This window comes from Kitasatospora sp. NPDC058032 (genome assembly GCF_042885845.1).
In the GTDB taxonomy this organism is placed as follows: Bacteria; Actinomycetota; Actinomycetes; order Streptomycetales; family Streptomycetaceae; genus Kitasatospora.
In genome coordinates this window covers 210887-230294 of the sequence record NZ_JBHVRK010000001.1, presented here as the reverse complement: position 1 = coordinate 230294, position 19408 = coordinate 210887, and the positions used below count along the sequence as shown (strand labels likewise).

The 19408-nt window shown below is 74.6% G+C and carries 18 protein-coding genes; 10 read left to right on the top strand and 8 right to left on the bottom strand.

Annotated features, from left to right (window positions below; all coding sequences use genetic code 11):
* Positions 1-151: 151 nt before the first annotated feature.
* Positions 152-949, bottom strand: coding sequence for an IclR family transcriptional regulator (locus ACFVUH_RS01005; RefSeq protein ID WP_355365839.1), 798 nt, complete (start codon positions 947-949; stop codon positions 152-154).
* Between the two features lie 129 nt (positions 950-1078).
* Between ACFVUH_RS01005 and aceB the strand changes: the two genes are divergently transcribed.
* Positions 1079-2755, top strand: coding sequence for a malate synthase A (gene aceB, locus ACFVUH_RS01000; RefSeq protein ID WP_387910289.1), 1677 nt, complete (start codon positions 1079-1081; stop codon positions 2753-2755).
* Between the two features lie 102 nt (positions 2756-2857).
* On the opposite strand, the gene ACFVUH_RS00995 is transcribed toward aceB, so the two are convergent.
* The gene (locus tag ACFVUH_RS00995; RefSeq protein WP_387910287.1) at positions 2858-3955 is read right to left on the bottom strand and encodes an ArsR/SmtB family transcription factor; all 1098 of its coding nucleotides are present in this window, start codon (positions 3953-3955) and stop codon (positions 2858-2860) included.
* 55 nt (positions 3956-4010) lie between these two features.
* Here ACFVUH_RS00995 and ACFVUH_RS00990 point away from each other — a divergent pair, with 55 nt between their 5' ends.
* The gene (locus ACFVUH_RS00990) at positions 4011-5273 is read left to right on the top strand and encodes an MFS transporter (RefSeq protein WP_387910285.1); all 1263 of its coding nucleotides are present in this window, start codon (positions 4011-4013) and stop codon (positions 5271-5273) included.
* Between the two features lie 110 nt (positions 5274-5383).
* On the opposite strand, the gene ACFVUH_RS00985 is transcribed toward ACFVUH_RS00990, so the two are convergent.
* From ACFVUH_RS00985 to ACFVUH_RS00960, 6 genes are all read right to left on the bottom strand, one after another.
* Positions 5384-6769: an 8-oxoguanine deaminase gene (locus ACFVUH_RS00985; protein WP_387910283.1), complete on the bottom strand. Its 1386-nt coding sequence runs from the start codon at positions 6767-6769 to the stop codon at positions 5384-5386.
* Positions 6770-6813: 44 nt separating this feature from the next.
* Positions 6814-7731 carry a factor-independent urate hydroxylase gene (gene pucL / locus ACFVUH_RS00980; RefSeq protein ID WP_387910281.1) on the bottom strand — a complete coding sequence of 306 codons (918 nt, stop codon included), beginning with the start codon at positions 7729-7731 and terminating at the stop codon, positions 6814-6816.
* A 28-nt stretch (positions 7732-7759) separates the two neighbouring features.
* Entirely contained in the window at positions 7760-8095 is a 336-nt protein-coding gene (gene uraH / locus ACFVUH_RS00975; protein ID WP_355365857.1) for a hydroxyisourate hydrolase, read from the bottom strand.
* Between the two features lie 89 nt (positions 8096-8184).
* Entirely contained in the window at positions 8185-8688 is a 504-nt protein-coding gene (gene uraD, locus ACFVUH_RS00970) for a 2-oxo-4-hydroxy-4-carboxy-5-ureidoimidazoline decarboxylase (protein WP_387910279.1), read from the bottom strand.
* A 141-nt stretch (positions 8689-8829) separates the two neighbouring features.
* A complete protein-coding gene (locus tag ACFVUH_RS00965) occupies positions 8830-9210 on the bottom strand; it encodes a helix-turn-helix domain-containing protein (RefSeq protein WP_355365863.1) in 381 nt (126 codons plus the stop codon).
* On the bottom strand, positions 9207-9479 hold the full coding sequence (locus ACFVUH_RS00960; RefSeq protein WP_387910277.1) for a thiamine-binding protein: 273 nt from the start codon (positions 9477-9479) through the stop codon (positions 9207-9209). The genes ACFVUH_RS00965 and ACFVUH_RS00960 overlap by 4 nt, the downstream gene beginning before the upstream one ends.
* A gap of 222 nt (positions 9480-9701) precedes the next feature.
* Here ACFVUH_RS00960 and ACFVUH_RS00955 point away from each other — a divergent pair, with 222 nt between their 5' ends.
* The 8 genes from ACFVUH_RS00955 to ACFVUH_RS00920 all read left to right on the top strand — a co-directional run bounded on the left by ACFVUH_RS00955 (position 9702) and on the right by ACFVUH_RS00920 (position 19348).
* On the top strand, positions 9702-10847 hold the full coding sequence (locus ACFVUH_RS00955) for a glycerate kinase (RefSeq protein ID WP_387910275.1): 1146 nt from the start codon (positions 9702-9704) through the stop codon (positions 10845-10847).
* Positions 10848-10937: 90 nt separating this feature from the next.
* The gene (locus ACFVUH_RS00950; protein WP_387910273.1) at positions 10938-11420 is read left to right on the top strand and encodes a DUF6882 domain-containing protein; all 483 of its coding nucleotides are present in this window, start codon (positions 10938-10940) and stop codon (positions 11418-11420) included.
* A 114-nt stretch (positions 11421-11534) separates the two neighbouring features.
* A complete protein-coding gene (gene allB / locus ACFVUH_RS00945) occupies positions 11535-12911 on the top strand; it encodes an allantoinase AllB (RefSeq protein WP_387910271.1) in 1377 nt (458 codons plus the stop codon).
* 524 nt (positions 12912-13435) lie between these two features.
* Positions 13436-14215, top strand: a complete 780-nt coding sequence (locus ACFVUH_RS00940; RefSeq protein WP_387910270.1) for an IclR family transcriptional regulator — start codon at positions 13436-13438, stop codon at positions 14213-14215.
* A gap of 207 nt (positions 14216-14422) precedes the next feature.
* Positions 14423-15337, top strand: coding sequence for a metal-dependent hydrolase (locus tag ACFVUH_RS00935; protein WP_387910268.1), 915 nt, complete (start codon positions 14423-14425; stop codon positions 15335-15337).
* Positions 15338-15525: 188 nt separating this feature from the next.
* Positions 15526-16614, top strand: a complete 1089-nt coding sequence (locus tag ACFVUH_RS00930; protein WP_387910267.1) for a PDR/VanB family oxidoreductase — start codon at positions 15526-15528, stop codon at positions 16612-16614.
* Between the two features lie 14 nt (positions 16615-16628).
* The gene (locus ACFVUH_RS00925) at positions 16629-17579 is read left to right on the top strand and encodes a M24 family metallopeptidase (RefSeq protein ID WP_387910266.1); all 951 of its coding nucleotides are present in this window, start codon (positions 16629-16631) and stop codon (positions 17577-17579) included.
* Positions 17576-19348: an SDR family oxidoreductase gene (locus tag ACFVUH_RS00920; protein ID WP_387910265.1), complete on the top strand. Its 1773-nt coding sequence runs from the start codon at positions 17576-17578 to the stop codon at positions 19346-19348. Before ACFVUH_RS00925 ends, ACFVUH_RS00920 begins: the two co-directional genes overlap by 4 nt.
* Positions 19349-19408: the final 60 nt, after the last annotated feature.

The window sequence follows — 19408 nt, the reverse complement described above, 5'->3', positions numbered from 1 at the left end:
CCAACTGATCCACCCCGCCCGACCGTTGCTCGTCCACGGGCGAAGCGGTGCGGGCCGCGGGACGGCTGCCACGGCCCGCCCGGCCCGCCCGGCCCGCCCGGCCCGCCCGGCCCGCCGGGGCCTCCGCGCAGCCGCAGGGCCGTCAGGGCCGTCAGGGCGCCAGGACCTGCCCGAGCCGGGTCGCGATCCCCTGCATCACCGGCACCAGGGACGCCGCCCCGGCCTGCTCCTCCAGGGCCCGGACGCGGGCCTCGGGACCGGAGACCGACAGCGCCGTCGGGGTGGGCGCGCCCGGGACGGCGAGCGCGATGCAGCGCACCCCGATCTCCTGCTCCTGGTCGTCGACGACGTAGCCGCGCTCGCGCGCCTCGGCGAGCTGGCGCATCAGCTCCCGCGGGTCGGTCACCGTGTGCGGGGTGTGCGCGGGCAGCGGGTCGGGGCCGAGGACGGCGCGCGCCTCCTCCTCCGGCAGCTGCGCCAGCAGCGCCTTGCCGACGCCGGTGCAGTGCGGCTGCACCCGCCGGCCGACCTCGGTGAACATCCGCATCGAACGCCGCGACTGCACCTGGCCGACGTACACCACCTCGCCGCCCTCCAGCACCGCCAGGTTGGCGGTCTCGCCGGTGGCCTCCATCAGCTCCGCCAGGTAGGGGCGGGCCCAGCTGCCGAGCAGCCGGCCGGCGGTCTCGCCGAGCCGGATCAGCCGGGGGCCGAGGGTGTAGCGGCGGGCGGTGTCCTGGCGGACATAGCCCTGCTGGAGGAGGGTGCGAACGAGGCGGTGGATGGTCGGCATCGGCAGGCCGGAGGAGGTGGAGAGCTCGCTGAGCGTCGCCACGCCGCCGGAGTCGGCGAGCGCCTCCAGCAGCTGGAAGGCCCGCTCGACGGACTGCACCCCGCCGCTCGCGCGCTCCGGGGTCGTTCTCTCGGTGCTGTCGGAGGTCGGGGCCACCGGTGGTTCCCTTCGCTGTGGGGGAGGAGTACGGTCCCGGCGATCCTCTCAACACACCGTTGGAATTCTGTATCGCGGAAACTATTCTCCACCTTACAGAATCGAGCCCTCGATCGAGGAGTCCCGCTGATGGCTGAAGACCACGGACCCGCAGCCCCCGCAGCCCCCGCAGCCCATGCGGCCCCCACCGCCGCTCCGGCCGTCACGGTCGCGGGCCCGGACGTCGACCGGGCCGAGGAGGTGCTGACCGCACCGGCGGTCGCCTTCGTCGCCGGCCTGCACCGCGCCTTCGACGGCCGGCGCCGCGAACTGCTCGCCCGCCGCCGCGAGCGCCGCGCCGAGATCGCCCGCACCGGCACCCTGGACTTCCTGCCGGAGACGGCCGCCGTGCGTGCCGCGGAGTGGCGGGTCGCCGACGCCCCCAGGGCGCTCCAGGACCGCCGGGTGGAGATCACCGGCCCCACCGACCGCAAGACGGTGATCAACGCGCTCAACTCCGGCGCCCGGGTCTGGCTCGCCGACTTCGAGGACGCCACCTCCCCCACCTGGGAGAACGTCATCGGCGGCCAGGCCAACCTGATCGACGCCTTCGAGCGCCGGATCGACTTCACCACCCCTGCTGGCAAGGCCTACACCCTGCGGCCCGCCGCCGAACTCGCCACCGTCGTGGTCCGCCCGCGCGGCTGGCACCTCGACGAGAACCACCTGCTGGTCGACGGCGAACCGGTGGCCGGCGCCTTCCTCGACTTCGGCCTCTACTTCTTCCACAACGCCGCCCGGCTGCTCGCCCGCGGCGCCGACGACCCCAACTCCGGGCCGTACTTCTACCTCCCGAAGACCGAGAGCCACCTGGAGGCCCGGCTCTGGAACGACGTCTTCGCCCACGCCCAGGCCGAACTCGGCATCCCGTACGGCACGATCCGCGCCACCGTGCTCATCGAGACCGTCACCGCCGCCTTCGAGATGGACGAGATCCTCCACGAACTGCGTGACCACGCGGCCGGCCTCAACGCCGGCCGCTGGGACTACCTGTTCTCCCTCGTCAAGAACTTCCGCGACGCCGGCGCGCACTACGTCCTGCCGGACCGCAACACCGTCACCATGACCTCCCCGTTCATGGCCGCCTACACCCGGCTGCTGGTGCGCACCTGCCACCGTCGCGGCGCCCACGCCATCGGCGGCATGGCCGCGTTCATCCCCAGCCGCAAGGACCCCGAGGTCAACGCGGCGGCCCTGGAGAAGGTCACGGCGGACAAGGACCGCGAGGCCGGCCACGGCTTCGACGGCTCGTGGGTCGCCCACCCCGACCTCGTCCCGGTCGCCCGCGCCTGCTTCGACGCCGTCCTCGGCGAGCGCCCGCACCAGAAGGACAATCCGGGCCCGGCCGAGCCGGTCACCGCCGCCGAACTGCTCGACGTCGCCGGCGCCGGCGGTAGCTGCACCCGTGCCGGGCTGCACAACGCCGTCCAGGTCGGCGTCCGCTACATCGAAGCCTGGCTGCGCGGCCTCGGCGCGGTCGCCGTCTTCCACATGATGGAGGACGCCGCCACCGCCGAGATCTCCCGCTCGCAGGTCTGGCAGTGGATCCACAACGACGTCGTCCTCGCCGACACCGGCGAGAAGGCCACCGCCGAGTTGGTCCGTCGGATGGTCGCCGAGGAGCTGATCGCGCTGCGGGCCGAACTCGGCGACCGGACCTACGCCGCCGGGCGCTGGGAGGAGGCCGCGCGGCTCTTCGAACAAGTCTCCCTGGGCGAGGAGTTCGAGGACTTCCTGACGGTGCCCGCGCTGCCCCTGCTGGGCTGAGCCGCCCGGCGGGGCGCGCGGCCCGCCCGGGGAGCGGCGGACCCGGGACCGGGCTCAGGGATGGCCGGGCTCAGGGATGGCCGTGCTCAGGGACGGCCGTGCTCAGGGCCGGCCGGCCGCCAGCGCCTCGCCGAGGCCGCTGCGCCGGTAGAGCACCCGGCGGCCGTGCCGGGTGCGCTCCAGCAGACCGGCGGCGGCCAGTGCGCCCAGGTGCCGGCTGACCGCGCCCGGCGTCACCCCCAGCCGGTGGGCGAGTTCCGTGGTGCTGGCCGGGGCCGCCAGCAGCATCAGCAGCCGCGCCCGGGCCGGGCCGATCAGCCCCACCAGCCCGGCCGGCGCGGCCCGCACACCGGTCGCCACCGCGGCGCCCGCCCCGGCCGTCACCCCGACCCCCATCCCGCCCGCCACCGCGGGCGGACCGTCCGGCCCGGCGGTCCGCGGCAGCCCCTCCGCCATGGTCGCCCTGCCGCGTGCCGGGTAGGTGATCAGCGGCGGGTCGTCCTGGGTGATGTCGGTCTGCGCCCCGAGTCCGGCCAGCGTCGGGATCAGCACCAGCCCCCGCCCGGCCACGTCCACCGTGGTGCCCAGCGCCCGGACCGCCGGATTGTCGTCGATCAGCCGCAGCACGCCGTCCCGCCAGGAGATCCGGGCGTCCAGGTCCGCGAACAGGCCTTCCGCGCCGCGCTCCGACAGCAGCCGCGCCCGGTACGCGAGGTCCGCCTCCAGCACCGACCGCGCCCGCGGCCACCACACGGGGGCCAGGCACCGCCGCCAGTACGCCGACAGCGCCTCCGCCAGCCGGGCGGTCAGCGCGGTCAGCGCCGCCGGGTCGTCGATCGGCGCGGCGAGCACGGGGGGCAACGGGTTCCCGCCGCCCGGGTAGGCGGCGAGCAGGTCCGCCCGCACCACCTCCGGTGGGGTGCACGCCATCCGGGCGACCTCGCTGTCGAAGTCCGGCCGGGGAGCCGTCGGACGGGGCGTCAGGAAGTCGGGCACGAAGGCGTTCGGGGCGATGAGCACGTCCAGCAGTTCGGTGTCCAGGGTGGCGTAGCGGTCCTGCCAGCCGGCGATCCAGGGCTGCTGCTCCGGGTAGTACGACGTCCAGCGGCGGGCGCGCAGGCCCAGCACCGTCTCCTGCAGAGGGGAGTAGGCGAACCAGGTGGCGGCGAGGTCGTCCACGCCGAGTCGGAACTCGAACATTGACCGTAACGGTAAAAGAATTCCGCCCGCCCGGGAACCCCGCTGTGCTGGTGCCATGACCTCCTCCACCGCCGCGGCGGCGCGTCCGCGTGCCCTCGTCCGCCGCCTGCTGCCCACCGATCCGCTGCTGCGCAGGCTTGCGCTGATGACCCTGGTGAACGCCGTCGGCGACGGGCTGTTCGTCACGGTGAACGTGCTGTTCTTCACCCGCTCCATCGGCCTGACGCCCGGTTCGGTGGCGCTCGGCCTCACCGTCGCCGGGGTCTGCGGGGTGTTCGCCGGGGTGCCGATGGGGCGGCTCGCCGACCGGACCGGGAGCAGACGGCTGCTGCTCGTGCTCGGGCCGCTGGAGGCGGCGGCGGTGCTCGGCTACGCCTTCGTGCACTCCTTCGCCGCGTTCGTGGCGCTGGCCTGCGCCGCGACGGTGCTCTCGCGCGGGGCGGTGGCGGTGCGCAGCGCGCTGATCGCGCGGGCGCTGCCGGCAGAGGGGCAGGTGCGGTCGCGGGCGCTGCTGCGCTCGGTGGCGAACGCGGGCCTGGTGGTCGGCTCGGGCGGTGCGGCGCTCGCGCTGCAGGCGGACTCCTACGCCGGGTACGTGACGATGCTCGTGCTGGACGCGGTGGGATTCCTGGTGGTGACGGCGCTGCTGACGGGGCTGGCCGAACCCGCGACGGCCCTTCCCCGCAAGGGAGTTGAGGGGAGAAGCGCGGGCGGGCGCCGGACGGCGCTGCGGGACCGGCGGTACCTGCTGGTCACCGCGCTGCACGCCGTCCTGGAGTTGCAACTCGCGGTGCTGACCGTGGGGTTGCCGCTGTGGATCGTGCTCGGCACCGAGGCGCCGGCGGCGACGGTGGCGGCCGTGAACGTGGTCAACTGCCTGCTGGTGGTGCTGTTCCAGGTACGGGCGAGCCGGGGCGTCACGGACGTCCCCTCGGCGGCGCGGGCCTGTGCGCGCGGGGCGCTGCTGCTGGCGGCCGGCTGCCTGGGGTACGCGGCGGCGCGGTACGGCCCGGCCTGGGCGGCGGCCGCGGCGCTGCTGGCGGGCGCGCTGGTGCACACCCTGGGCGAGCTGCTCACCTCGGCGGGCGGCTGGACGCTCAGCCTGGATCTGGCGGACGCCGGTGCGCACGGCGAGTACCAGGGGGTGTTCCTGAGCGGGCAGGCGGGCGCGCACGTGATCGGGCCGCTGGTGGTCACGCTCACGGCGGTGGACCACGGGGCGGTCGGCTGGGTGGTGCTGGCGGGCCTGTTCGCGCTGGCCGGGCCCGCGTTGCCGGCGGCCGTGCGCGGGTCGGCTTCCGGGCCGCGGGCCTCGTGAGCCGGGGGCGGTGATGCGCGACCGGTGATGTGCGACCGGTGATCGGACCGCTGCCGGCGTCCCACGGGGGTGGGCGCCGGCGCCGGTCCGGCGGAGTCCGGGTGGCGCCGTCAGTTCCTCCGCGCGGCGAGGTCCCTGGCGGCGCGGGCGCAGGCCCGCGCGATCCGGTCCTCGTCCACCGTGGTCAGCCGCCCCCGCTCGACGACGGCCTTGCCGTCGACCAGCAGCAGCGCCAGCGGCGGCAGCGCGCCGAGGGCGAGCGCGGCGACCGGGTCGGCGATCGACGAGTGCATCAGGCCGTCGACCTTCCACAGCGCGAGGTCGGCGAGCTTGCCGGCCTCGATCGAGCCGATCTCCTCCTGCCGTCCGAGCACCCGGGCGCCGCCCATGGTGCCCAGCCGCAGCACCCGGCGGGCGGTGAGCGCCCGCGGCGAGCCGTGCAGGCGGTTGATCAGCAGGGCGTTGCGCAGTTCGGTGCCGAGTTCGCCGGACTCGTTGGAGGCGGTGCCGTCGACGCCGAGGCCGACCGGGACGCCGGCCGCCAGCATGGCGGGCACCCGCGCCACCCCGGCGGCCAGGCGGGCGTTGGAGGACGGGCAGTGCGCCACGCCGGTGCCGGTCTCGGCGAACTTGGCGATGTCGGCGTCGTTCATGTGGACGCCGTGCGCCATCCAGACGTCCTTGCCGAGCCAGCCGACCGACTCGAAGTAGTCGGTGGGGCCCATGCCGAACTGCTCCCGGCAGAAGGCCTCCTCCTGGGCCGTCTCGGAGCCGTGGGTGTGCAGCCGCACGCCCTTGCGGCGGGCGAGTTCGGCGGACTCCCGCATCAGCCGGGTGGAGACCGAGAACGGGGAGCACGGGGCGAGGGCGATCCGCAGCATGGAGCCGGGGGAGGCGTCGTGGTGGCGGTCGACGGCCTCCTCGGAGGCGGTGAGGATGGCGTCGAGTTCCTCGACGGCGTGGTCCGGGGGCAGGCCGCCGTCCTTCTCGCCGCGGTCCATCGAACCGCGCAGCGCGGTGAAGCGCAGGCCGAGTTCGCGTACGGCCTCGATCTCGGCCCCGAGGATGTCGCCGCCGTGCCGGGGGAAGACGTAGTGGTGGTCGGCGGCGGTGGTGCAGCCGGACTTGAGCAGCGCGGCGGCGGAGCCCTGGGCGGCGGCGTGCACCAGCCGGTCGTCGATCCGGGCCCAGGTCGGGTAGAGGGCGACCAGCCAGTCGAAGAGGTTGTCGTCCTGGGCGAGGCCGCGGGTGATCCACTGGTAGAAGTGGTGGTGGGTGTTGACCAGGCCGGGGGTGAGGAGGTGGCCCTCGGCGTCGATCCGGCGCTCCGCGCCGTCCGGCCGGGCCGGGGCGGGGCCGTCGCCGACCGACTCGATCCGGTTGCCGAGGACGACCACGTGCCCGCGGGAGTACTCGGTGTCGTGGGCGTCGACGGTGGCGATCGCCGCGTGCTCGATGACGATCCGTCGGCCGGCGGGCGGGTGCTGGACTGCCATGGTGACTCCAGGGGGAGGCCGGGCGGGCACGGGGCGTCCGCGGGTCAGGCGACCGGGATGACCGGGACGACGCCCTCGCGGTGCACGGTGCCCTCGATGAGGCCGTACATCCGGTCGGCGGCGTAGTAGACCTCGTTGTCGTTGTCGAGGCCGAACGGCTTCAGGTCGACCAGGAAGTGGTGCCTGTTGGGGAGTTCGAGGCGGATCTCGTCGACCTCGGCGCGGTGGTCGAGGACGCGGGTGCCCATGGCGTGCAGGGTCTGCTGCAGCGAGTGGGAGTAGGTGCCGGCGAAGGCCTCCAGCAGGTGTCGTCCGACCTGGGTGTAGCAGTGGTCCCACGGGGGCGGGGCCTCGCCGTCGCGACCGGTGAAGCCGTACTTCCAGCGGGCGGTGATCCGGGTGGAGAGGATCCGGTCGTCCGCCTCCTGGAGGGTGGTGTACCCGTCCTTGAGGTAGCCCCGGAACTCGGAGTCGGTGGAGTTCAGCACGACCAGGTCCTTGAGGCCGGAGACCACCTGGACGGAGCGGCCGTCGTGGACGATCTCGCTGGTGCGGATCTCCTGGCCGGTGCGGACGAAGGAGTGGTCGTGGCCGGCTTGCCCGGGGCCGGAGACGGGGCCGGGGCCGGGGATCCGTTGCCAGGCGTACTCCTCGATCCGGATCCGGGCCCGGTGGACGACGCCGCGCTCGATGTCCTCCACGAAGTGCCGGGCCAGCAGGATGCCGAAGGCCTCGGCGGATTCGATGCCGTACTGCTTGGCGAAGGCGTAGACGGTGTTCTTGGTGGAGTCGGTGGGCAGGCAGTTGGCGTTGGACCCGGTGAGGTGGACGTCCTCGAACTCGCCGGAGAGGGAGACCGAGACGTTCAGGTCCTTGATCTCGTGGCGGCCGGAGCCCCGCTGGACGCGGACGATGCGGTTCTCCGCCTTGCCGTACTGGTTCTGACCGAGCGCGTGGGCCATGACGCGGTTCCCCTGTCAATCGATCGGTCTAGCTTCCGCGGTAGACCGAGTAGCCGAACGGGTTCAGCAGCAGTGGCACGTGGTAGTGGTGCTGTGCGGGCGCGACCGTGAAGACGATCGAGACCTCGGGGAAGAACGGCGGGTCCTCGGTGGTCCGCGCGAAGTACGCGGTGGTGTCGAAGACCAGCCGGACGACCGAGCCCGCCCCGACGGCCGGCAGGCCCGCGGTCCGGCCGTCGGCGTCGGTGGTGGACGTGCCGAGCACCGTCCAGCCGCCCTCGGTGCGCAGGGCGAGCTCGACCGGGACGCCCTCGGCCGGGCGGCCGAGGCTGGTGTCGAGCACGTGGGTGGAGATGCCGGTCATGGGAGGGGTGGCCTAACTGGTGGTGGTGCGGCGGTGGCGCTGCGGGTGCGTACTGCGTGAACTGACGGTACGTCGGAGACGATGGGGCGTCAGTCACCGTCGAGCAGGCGGGTGATGCGGATGTCGTTGATCTTTCGCAGTTCACCCCGGGCGATCTCCGTCTCGGTGGCGGGGTCGTTGGGGTGGCGCTCGCGCAGGGCGGTGAGCATGGCGGCCGGGGTGCGGCCGGTCGCGCAGATCAGGAACACGTGGCCGAACTTGACCTCGTACGCGGCGTTCGCCCGGCGCAGTTCGTCGAGCAGGGCCTCGTCGGCCCCGCGGACCGCGGCCTGATCCCGCCGGGAGGCGTCATTGCCCGGCTCCGGTGCGCCGATCCGGGGGTGGGCGGCCATCGCCTCGTGCAGATCGGCGGCGGAGAGGGCCGCCATCGCCTCGGCGTTGGCGTCGAGCAGGGCCCGGCGGTCCCGCCAGGGGCGGGCCGCCGCGACGGCGTCGGCCCAGGCGGGGCTGGCGCAGACGTCCAGCAGGATCTTCCGCAGTTCGCCGGCGTCGGTGGCCGCCAGGCAGCCGAGCGTGAGGGGACGGTCGGTCACGGGTGGACCTCCTGGGGAGTGGTGCCACCCGCACAAGCTAGATCCGAGGGATCGGGCCGTCAACACTCTGTTGAACAGTTGGCGGTGCGTGTCGCGGCGCGCACCCGTTCGCGGCGGCGTGCGGAGCGGATCGGCTCCGGGTCAGCCCGATTTCGAGCCGTCCTGGCGGTTCAGGTAGTTGTACACGGTGAAGCGGCTGACGCCGAGCGCCGTGGCAACCGTCTCCACGCCGTGGCGGACGGTGAACGCGCCGCGCTCCTCCAACTGTGCGACCACGCGCTGCTTCTCCGAGCGGTCCAGCTCGGCCAGCGGCCGGCCGTCGAACCGGCGGGCCGTCTCGGCCAGCAGACGGTCCAGTGCATCGCCGAGGTGTGGCAGCCGGACGGCCAGCGCCCGCTCGCCCTCCCACTCCAGGACGATGTCCTCGGGCTTCGCCTCGCCGAGTGGGACGGGCGTCGCGCCGACCGCGTCCAGCAGCGGCTTGAGCGCCGCGGCGAGCGGGTGTTGCGGCTGCTCGGTCACGGCCGGCCGCCCGAGGCCGCTTCGTCGTCGCGCTGGCCGAGGGCGCTGACCTGGAGCGAGATCCGGGTCGCGCCGGCGTCCAGGCTCTCCCGGAGCAGCGCGGTCACGGCGGCCAGGACCTGATCGGCCCCGCCCTCGGCGCCGGTGCCGAACGGGCCGACCGAGACGGCCAGTCCGGCCTCGTCGACCGCCTGGCGGGCCGCCACGGCGTGCGGCGGGAATGTGTCCAGTTCGAACGGTTCTGTTGTGAACTCCACCATCAATCGCACCCGCTCACTCTAGCGATCACGGGCCGGGGTGGTGCTTCGCTTCGAGGGACTCGGGCGTTGGGCGGTCCGGAGGGCGCGCGGTGACAGATGACAGAATCTGTTATCTGCTATCTGAAATCTGTCAGCCGTCAGCTGTCAGCCGTCCCAAGGCATCGACCGGGGCCGCCGGGGCTCATGCTTGATGAACCATCGTCGGACCGGTTCGGAATCGAGGCCCACGCCATGCCCGCCACCCCCCACCAGGGCCATGTGGTCGTCGCTCCCGACAAGTTCAAGGGAACCCTGGAGGGCGCCGAGGCGGCAGCCCGGATCGCCGCAGGCTTCCGCCGCGCAGTGCCCGGCACCGAGGTGCGTGAACTGCCCGTCGCCGATGGCGGCGAGGGCACCCTGGCCGCCGCTCTCGCGGCCGGCTTCGCCCGCGTCCCCGCCGAGGTGGCCGGCCCCACCGGCCTGCCGGTGGACGCCGCGCTCGCCGTCCGTGGCACCACCGCCGTCGTCGAACTCGCCCAGGCCGCGGGCCTGGCCCGGCTCCCCGACGGCCGGACCGCCCCGCTGACGGCCGGCTCCTACGGGGTCGGCCAGCTGATCGCACGGGCCGTCGGCCAGGGGGCCCGGCGGGTCGTGCTCGGTCTCGGCGGCAGCGCGAGCACCGACGGCGGGGCCGGTCTGCTCCAGGCGCTGGGTGTCTCCCTGCTGGACGCGGACGGCGCGGAACTTCCTTCCGGCGGTGCCGCGTTGCGCCGGTTGGCGCGAATCGACCCCGGCCCGCTGGCCCGCACCCTGGCGGGCGTCGAGGTCGTCGTGGCCTGCGACGTCGACAATCCGCTGACCGGCCCGCGCGGCGCCGCAGCCGTGTACGGACCGCAGAAGGGCGCGAGCCGCGAGGACCTGGTGGTGCTGGAGGACGGCCTGACCCGGTTCGCCGAGGTGGTCGGCGCCGCGGTCGGCAGGGACGTCCGCGAGGCCCCCGGCGCCGGCGCTGCGGGCGGGGTCGGATTCGCCGCGCTGGCGCTGCTCGGCGCCACCGTGCGACCCGGCATCGAGTTCCTGCTCGACCTGCTCGGTTTCGACGAGGCGGTCCGCGGGGCGCGCCTCGTCGTCACCGGCGAGGGCTGCCTGGACGCGCAGACGCTCCACGGCAAGGCCCCCGCCGGAGTCGCGGCGGCAGCGGCCAGGGCGGGGGTGCCGGTGGCCGCCGTGGCGGGGCGGGTGGAGCTGTCCGAGCGCGAGTGGCGGGCGGCCGGCTTCGTCGCCGCCTACGCGCTCAGCGAACTGGGCGACGGCCCCGCCGACAGCCTGACCAGGGCCGGTGAGCTGGCCGAGGTCGCGGGGGAGCGACTGGCGGCGGCCCTGCTGCTGCGCGCCTAGCTCGGCGTTCGGCATCCGGGGCCGCTGACCTGGGCCGTCAGTCCGAAGGGGAGGATCTGGCCGACCGTTCCGGCGCGAGGAGACACGGCAGTGGACGACCGATCGAAGCACGACCACCGCGCATGGGAGGAGGTCGTGTTCGCAGCTCGCGAACGCGCCCGCACTCGGCAGGCCCTCATGATCGACCGCTTCGGACTGTCGGGTGACGTGCAGGACGAGTGGTCGATGGATGACGCGCGGATCACCTGGTCGCGCGCCGGCAAGGTCTTCCTCGCCGGTCGGCTCACGGTGATCGGCAGTGTCGGCATCCCCCGGCAGTCCTGGCTGCGGACGTGGGCGAACGAGTCACCTCCGCCCGCGGCCCTGGGCGACATCGAGCGGGTTCGGCGGTTCGGCGAGGAGAACGGCTACCCCGTCCTGCCGTGGCCGGGCTTCAACCACCACCCCGAACTCGTCGCCGAGGCCCGGATGGTCGCAGCATCCGTCCTCGACGCGGAAGGGCTGTGGGCGGATTCCACCGACGACGTGCAACTCCACTTCCTGGTCCATGACGTGGATCCCGTCGCCGGATGACGGCATGGGACTCGCCGCACCGCTGCCCGGTCCATTGACGTCCTGTCGAAGGCGGGCCTAGGCTCCGGGCCGTCCTTCGATCCACCCGCCCTCGTCCAGGCTTCGGAGGTCCCCGTGCCCCTGGGTGAAACCGTGGTGATCCGCTCCCGTCGGGTGGTCCTGCCGGACGGCGAACGCCCCGCCGACGTACTGGTCCGCGACGGGAGGATCGCGCGGATCGCCGCGCACGGCTCCGTCCCGGCCGACGGTGCCCCGACGGCCGACCTGGGTGGGACCGCCCTGCTGCCCGGCCTGGTCGACACCCACGTGCATGCCAACGAGCCCGGTCGCACCGAGTGGGAGGGCTTCGCCGCCGTCACCCGGGCCGCCGCGGCCGGCGGCGTCACCACCCTCGTCGACATGCCGCTCAACGCGGTTCCCCCCACCACCACGACCGCCGGCCTGGCGGCCAAGCGGAAGGCCGCCGAGGGGCGGGCCTGGGTGGACCTCGGCTTCTGGGGCGGGGCCGTCCCCGAGAACCTGGCCGACCTCGAACCCCTGCACCGTGCGGGCGTGTTCGGCTTCAAGTCCTTCCTCGCGCCGAGCGGCGTCGAGGAGTTCCCGCACCTGGACGCGGCCGGACTGGAGGCCGCGCTCGCCGAGCAGGCCCGGCTCGGCGCGCTGGCGGTCGTCCATGCCGAGGACCCGGCCGTGCTGGCCGCGGCACCGTGGCAACCCGGCGTCCGCTACCGGGACTTCCTCGCCTCCCGCCCCGCCGCCGCCGAGACCGCCGCCGTCGCCCGGCTGCTGGCGGCGGCTCGCCGCACCGGCGCCCGGGTGCACGTCCTGCACGTCTCCTCGGCGGGGGTGCTGCCACTGCTGCGCCGGGCCCGCGCGGAGGGCGTCGACGTTTCCGCCGAGACCTGCCCGCACTACCTCACCCTGGGCGCGGAGGAGGTCCCGGACGGCGGCACCGCGTTCAAGTGCTGCCCGCCGATCCGCGAGGAGGCCAACCGCGAGGCGCTCTGGGCGGCCCTGGCGGCGGGGGAGTTCGCCGCCGTGGTGTCCGACCACTCGCCGTCCACGCCCGACCTCAAGTTACTTCCCGCGCACGGCGGTAGCGGGGACTTCGCGGCGGCCTGGGGCGGCATCGCCTCGCTCCAGCTGGGCCTGCGGGCCGTCTGGACCGAGGCCCGGCGGCGCGGCCACACCCTCGCCGACGTGGTCCGCTCGATGTCCGCGGGGCCGGCCCGGCTGGCCGGCCTCGACGGGCGGAAGGGCGCCATAGCGGTCGGCCACGATGCCGATCTGGTCGCCTTCGACCCGGACGGCGAGTTCACCGTCCACGCCGCCGAGTTGCACCACCGCCACCCGGTGACCCCGTACGCGGGCCGTACCCTCACCGGCGCCGTGCGCACCACCTGGCTGCGCGGCCGCGTGGTGGACCTTGCCGGCGAGCCCTTCGGCGTCCAGCTCCACCGCCCCGGTTCCGCCCCGGCCCAGTGCGGGTGACCGCGCCCGCGGCCGGGGCGAGTCGGCTCGGGTGCGGTCGGCGACGATCGTCCGCACCGGCTGCACCGCGGTCACGGACCGCCTGCGGTCCGCTGCTGCGGCGGGCGCCCGGAGGCCGCCCGGTCCGGCGAGTGCTTGACGGCCTTCCCGTACAACACCGGGCTGTCGGTTCGCCGCCGGCCCGGCGGCCAGCCGCCCGACGGGCCGTGGGGCGCCGGCGCGATCGGGGGCGCGGTGGTGTTCTGCGAGTGGCCGGGCGTGCCGGCGGGACGGGCTTCGGCTTCCGCGACCTCGCGGTTTCGGAGGCCCGGGTCGGTACGGGCAGCAACGACCCCGTGGTGCCGCACCGCTGATCACCCGTGACCGCAAGGGGGTATGAGGGGGCGCGGTGGGGCATATGCCAGTCAAGTGTTCCACCGGGCCTGCCCGAATATCCCGCGAGGAGGCGATGGCGGCGTCCGCCGGTCGATAGGCTGGACCCTACCCGCCGGTCACGCCGCGGGGGGACATCGGAAGGGGACGACATGTCGACACCAGCCCCGGGCCGTCACGCCGTACCGGAGCAGGGCGTGCCCGGTTCGTTCGCCTCCCTGCAGCACGCCCTCAGACTGCTGGAGGCGGTCGACCGGCACCCCGGCGGTGCCACCCTGGTCACCCTGGCGAGGGAGACGTCCCTGGGGTTGCCGACGGTCCGCCGGCTCGCGGAGATCCTGGAGATCGAGGGCTACCTGGCCTGCCAGGACGGCGGTTGGGTGCTCGGCGGGACGTTCGCGCTGCTCGGCCAGCACAACCGGGAGCAGCTGGTCCGCGCCCGGCTGGACAGCAAACTCGCGCAGCTGCGGGACGAGTTGGGTGCCGCGGTGTACTTCGGCCGGTATCACGAGGGGGAGTTGTCGGTCGAGGCGGTCTCGGCGTCGGACGGCGCTCCGGCGGTGCAGGAGTGGGTGGACTTCCGCGCCACCGCGCACGCGAGTGCGATCGGCAAGTGCCTGCTCGGCCAGCTCGACCACGACGCGCGCCGTGACCACCTCTCGCGCCACCCGGTGGCCCGGCTCACCTCGCGGACGGTCACCGACGCCGACCAGCTGATGCACCGGCTGGAGCGCCAGCCGGCCACCGTGCCGGTGCTGGACATCCAGGAGTACGCCCTCGGCACGGTCTGCGCGGCCGTCCCGGTGACCGCCGGCAGCACGGTCGGCTGCCTGGCCACCTCGATGCCGGTGGACAACGTGCACCGGCTGAAGGCGGCGGCCGAACTGCTCGCCGCCCGCGCCGCGCCGCTGATGCTCGCGATGGCGGTCTGACCGGACCGCGTGCCCAGGGACCCCGCTCCGGCGGGGTCCTCGTGTTTCCGGGAGGCGGTTCGCCGGGCGGCCGGGCGTGGGTCCGTGTCGGGGGACACTTATTAGACTCGATGTCGATAAGGCGTGCCGAAACCCTTGTGGCGAGGGCTACCCGCGAGTACGTTGTGCCGGGTCGAGCCGCCACCCGCAGGTCAGGAGGGCCCTCCCATGCCCAGCCCCACCCCCGTCCCGGCCCTCACCGCGCCCGCCGCCCGGGTGCACGAGGGCCTCGTCCTGGAACCCCGCGACGTCCACTTCGACTGGGCCGGTCTGCCGCTGCACTGGATCCCCGACGAGCCGATGGCCACCCACGTCATCAACGTCCTGCACCTGCTCCTGCCCGAGGGCGAGCGCTGGTTCGTCAAGGTCTTCAAGGAGGCCCTGCCGATGGTCCGCGACGAGCAACTCCGGGAGGAGGTCCTGGGGTTCATCGGCCAGGAGGCCATCCACGCCGAGGCGCACCAGGAGGTCCTCGACCACCTGCTCGGCCAGGGCCTCGACCCGCGCCCCTACGTGCGCCAGATCGCCTGGCTGTTCCAGCGGGTGCTCGGCGACAAGCCCGGCCTCTCCGCCGCCCGGCAGCGCGAGAACCTCATCGAGCGGGTCGCCTTCGTCGCGGCGATCGAGCACTTCACCGCCTTCCTCGGCAACTGGGCGCTCAACTCGCCGGGCCTGGACCGCGCCAAGGCCGACCCGACCATGCTCGACCTGCTGCGCTGGCACGGGGCCGAGGAGGTCGAGCACCGCAGCGTGGCCTTCGACCTGATGGTGCACCTCGACCCCGGCTACGCGCGCCGGATCCGCGGCATGCTGGTCTCCGGGCCGCTGCTGGTCCACCTCTGGGTGCGCGGCGCCCGCTTCCTGCTCGCCGCCGACCCCACCCTCGACGGCCGGCTCAAGCCCACCTGGCGCGAGGCCGGCCGGATCGCCCGGCGCGGCCTGCTGCCCGACCCGGTCCGGTCGCTCCGCTCCGGCCTGCGCTACCTGCGCCCCGGCTACCACCCCACCCAGGAGGGCTCCTCCAGCCAGGCCCTCGGCTACCTCGCGACCTCCCCAGCCGCCCGCGCCGCCGCCGGCCGCTGACCGCCGGAGCCGACGGTCGAGCACCGACCGGGAACGGCTGACGGCCGACAGGTAGCAGATGACAGCTGACAGATTTCAGCTGACGTTATCTGTCAGCTGAAATCTGTCAGCTGTCGGTCGTCAGCCGTCAACTGTCAGGCCCCCAGGACCCGAGCCCGTACCACCCGAGCCCCCAAGGACCCCGCCGGATGGACCTGCGCACCCCGCCCCCCGATCTCTACGGCCGTCCCCGCGCCGACACCTTCTTCCGCTTCCTCACCGCGTTCGGCGACCGCTACGGCCCCGCCCTCGGCGGCCCGCTGCTGCGCCGCAACCCGCGACGCCCCCTCAGCCGCCCGGCCACGGCGCTCCACCTGGTCGTCACCGCCCGCCGGGCCGTCGCCGCCGACGCCGTCGAGCTGACCCTCGCCGACCCTTCCGGCGGCCTCCTCCCGGCCTGGCAGCCCGGCGCCCACCTGGGCCTCACGCTCCCCTCCGGCCGCCGGCGCCACTACTCGCTCTGCGGGGACCCCGCCGACCGCTCGGCCTACCGGATCGCCGTGCGCCGCCTGCCCGACGGTGGCGGCGGCTCCGTCGAGATCCACGACGGCGTGCACCCCGGCACCCGGCTCACCGTCCGCCGCCCGCGCAACGGCTTCGCCTTCTGCGCCGAGCCGGCCGTGCTGCTGCTGGCCGGCGGCATCGGCGTCACTCCGCTGTTCCCGATGGCCCGCGAGGCCCAGCGGCACGGCCTGGACTGGCAGTTGGTCCACACCGGCCGCGGCGCCGACACCCTCCCGTTCGCCGCCGAACTGCGCGCCCTCGACCCCCGCCGGGTCCACCTGCGCACCGACGAGGAGCACGGCGCCCCGCCCACCGGCGCGGAACTTCTCGCCCACGCCCCCCGCGGCGCCGCCGTCTACTGCTGCGGCCCGGCCCCGATGCTCGCCGCCGTGCAGCGGGCCCTCGACGCCTCGCCCGCCGCCTCCCTGCACTTCGAACGCTTCGGCGCCGCCCCGGTCACCGGCGGTGAGCGGTTCACCGTCCGCCTCGGCACCGACGGCCCCGAGCTGGCCGTCCCCGCCGACCGCTCCGCCCTGGACGTGCTCCGCGAGGCCCGCCCCGACCTCGCCTACTCCTGCAAGCAGGGCTTCTGCGGCACCTGCGAGGTCCGCCTGCTGGCCGGCACCCCCGACCACCGCGACCGCCGCCTCACCCCCGACCGGCGCGCCGCCGGCGCCCTGCTGCCCTGCGTCTCCCGCGCAGCCGAGGGCGAGACCCTCGTGCTCGACGTCTAGAAGGGAACCCCGCCGTGCCGCGCACCTCCGCCACCCCCGCCTTCCCGTTCACCGAGCGCGACCTCGCCCGCTTCCGCGAGACCCAGCAGCTCGCCTACGACTGCGCCGAGCAGGTCGCCGCCTGGATCGAACCCGGCGTCACCGAACGCCAGGCCACCGCCGAACTGCGCCGCCGTCTGGTCGCCGCCGGGGTCCAGGACTTCTTCCACGTCCCGTTCGCCTGGTTCGGCGACCGGACGGCGTTCCGCCACTTCCACACCCCGCTGCAGTTCTTCGCCGGCAACCGCCGCCTTCAGGAGGGCATGCCGTACGTGCTGGACTGCGCGCCCGTCGTCGACGGCTACACCGCCGACATCGGCTACGGCGGCAAGGTCGGCGAGAACCGCGTCTGGGACCGCCTCGCCGCCGACCTGCGGGTCTACCGCGAGCTGATCCTCGCCGAGGTCCGCGCCCGCAGGCCGCTCGCCGAGGTGTACGCGGCCGTCGACGCGCAGATCGAGGCGCACGGCTACGACAACCGCCACCGCGTCTACCCGGGCCGGGTGATCGGCCACCAGGTCACCCGGACGACGGCCCGCGGCCCGGCCGGGGTGAACGTCTTCGGCTTCGGCGTGCGCACCCTCCAGACGCTCGGGCGCGAACTCGTCAGCGAGCGCCTGCACGGCCGTTCCCCGCTCTGGGCGGACGGCCGGTCCTCCCGGCACACGCCCACCCCGGGCCTGTGGGCGGTGGAGCCGCACATCGGCTTCCGCGAGGTCGGCATCAAGTTCGAGGAACTGCTGGTGGTGACGGAGGACGACGCCTACTGGCTCGACGACGACCTCCCGCACGTCCGCCGCTGGAATACTGCCCCCATCGCGACCGGGACCGGCCCGACCGGCAGCGGCCCGACCGCGGCCGGCCGGACCAGTCCCGGCCCGACCGCGACCGAGCCCACCGCCGCCCCCGAGGGAGCCGTCCGATGAGCACCCCCACCCGCCGCCGCACGGTCCACTCCGGAGGCCTGCCGCTCGCCGTCCACGAGCAGGGCGACCCGGCCGCGCCCACCGTCCTGCTGGTCCACGGCTACCCCGACACCCACGCCGTCTGGGACGACGTCGCCGCCGACCTCGCCCGCGACCACCACGTGGTCCGCTACGACGTGCGCGGCGCCGGCGCCTCCGGCGTCCCCGCCGACCGGGCCGGCTACCGCCTCGAACAGCTGGCCGCCGACCTGTTCGCCGTCGCCGACGCCGTCAGCCCGGATCGCCCGGTGCACCTCGTCGCCCATGACTGGGGCTCACTGCAGTCCTGGGAGGCCGTCACCGCCCCCGGCGCCGAACGCCGCCTCGCCTCCTACACCACCATGTCCGGCCCCTGCCTGGACCACACGGGCTTCTGGCTGCGCGAGCGCCTGCGCCGCCCCACCCCGCGCCACCTGAGGCAACTGCTCGCCCAGGGCGCCCACTCCTGGTACATCACCGCCTTCCACCTGCCCTTCCTCGCCCCCGGCGTCTGGCGGCTCGGCCTCGCCCGGGCCTGGCCGCGGGTGCTGCGCGACCTGGAGGGCGTCACCCCGCGCCCCGGTCACCCGCAGCCCAGCCTGCGGCGCGACGCGGTGCGCGGCATCGAGCTCTACCGGGCCAACATGCGCCCCACCCTGCGCAACCCGCGCGAACGCCCCACCGAGGTGCCGGTCCAGCTGATCACCCTCACCGAGGACCACTACGTCGGCGGTTACCTCTTCGAGGGCCTGGAGCGCTGGGTGCCCAGGCTGACCCGCCGCACCCTGCGCGCCACCCACTGGTCCGCGCTGCTGGAGAAGGGAGCCACCGTGGCGGCCATGGTCCGCGAGCACGTCACCCGCACCGAGACCGGCGACACCGCCGCGTCCGCCGCATCCGTCGCATCCGGAGCGTCCGGAGCGTCCAGCGCACCCACCGTCGACGACGGCCGGCTGGTCGTCGTCACCGGAGGCGGCAGCGGCATCGGCCGGGCCACCGCGCTCGCCTTCGCCGAGGAGGGCGCCCGGGTGGTGGTCTGCGACCTCGACCTCGACGCGGCCCGCCGCACCGCCGAACTCGCCGGCCTGCTCGGCCCGACCGCGCACGCCTACCGCGTCGACGTCAGCGACGGCGCCGCCGTCGACGCCTTCGCCCAGCAGGTGGCCGCCGAGCACGGCGTGCCCGACGTGGTCGTCAACAACGCGGGCATCGGTCACTCCGGCACCTTCCTGGAGACCACCGAGAAGGAGTGGCAGCGGGTCCTGGACGTCAACCTCTGGGGCGTCATCCACGGCTGCCGCGCCTTCGGCACCCTGATGGCCGAACGCGACGAGGGCGGCCACATCGTCAACCTCTCCTCGGCCGCCGCCTACCTGCCGTCCAAGGCGCTCACCGCCTACGCGACCAGCAAGGCCGCCGTCTTCATGCTCTCCGACTGCCTGCGCGCCGAACTCGCCGGCCACGGCATCGGCGTCTCCACCATCTGCCCCGGCATCGTCAACACCAACATCACCCGCACCTCCACCTTCTCCGGCACCACCGCCGACGAACAGGCCGCCAAGCAGGCCCGCGCCGCCCGCCTCTACGCCCGCCGGGGCTTCCCGCCCGAGAAGGTCGCCGCCGCCGTCCTCGCCGCCGTCCGCACCGGCAAGGCCGTCGTCCCCGTCACCCCCGAGGCCAAGGCCGCCCGTTTCCTCAGCCGCCTCGCCCCGGGCCTGCTGCGCCTGGCCGCCCGCCTCAACGTCACCTGAGCGGCTCCCCAGGCCGTGATATCGGATAGGCTTGAGCCTGATATCGCAGGCGCTGTGCCG